The sequence below is a fragment of the Apibacter sp. genome, from assembly GCF_025291155.1.
Lineage (GTDB): Bacteria > Bacteroidota > Bacteroidia > Flavobacteriales > Weeksellaceae > Apibacter.
In genome coordinates this window covers 1-603 of record NZ_JAMBJZ010000164.1, presented here as the reverse complement: position 1 = coordinate 603, position 603 = coordinate 1, and the positions used below count along the sequence as shown (strand labels likewise).

Genomic DNA, 603 nt, shown 5'->3' with positions numbered 1-603 from the left:
AACTACTCAATAACTCAGCTACCCGCTGCTTGGGTACCTATTTAATTGATTTACCAAAACAATTTAAAGCTTCAAAAGCTAATTGGTTTGAATATGATTATTATCAAAGCATTTATATCTCAACAGATCAGCAATCTTTACCTCTTTTTAAACAAATGCTTGCCCACCGTGAACAAGAGTTAAAAAATATTCAATCGATAAATCCAATTGATGGTCATTTTTTTAAAAACTGTCAATCTGTTGCATGATTTTCCTGATGATAAAGTTTCAGGTTTACAACGGTAGGAAATCTTAAAATATGGTTTTGAAAAAGCTAGATCTAAAGCTTTTTGTAAAATCAGAAATATTGCAAAACATTTAATGACCTACATTTAACTTTAAAAGATTTATGTAGTTTATTCCTTTTCCACCTTAATGATAAGCAAAATATATAAAGTAAATGTTAAATGGCATAGAATAAATAAAAAACACTTATTAGCAATAAATTTAGTTAAACTAAATAAATTATATGAAAAAATTCCGATATCACTTTGCACTAATTATTAAATTTTTTTTAATTTTTACTCTTACAAGTTGTTTTTGTACACAAAAAATTAAAGTCCT

General features: G+C 25.9%; 1 protein-coding gene. It reads left to right on the top strand.

All coding sequences use genetic code 11. The annotated features are described in order from the left end of the window. Positions 1–248: hypothetical protein (locus tag M3Z80_RS09720; RefSeq protein ID WP_293919419.1), on the top strand; the 248-nt coding region annotated here is incomplete at its 5' end. Positions 249–603: the final 355 nt, after the last annotated feature.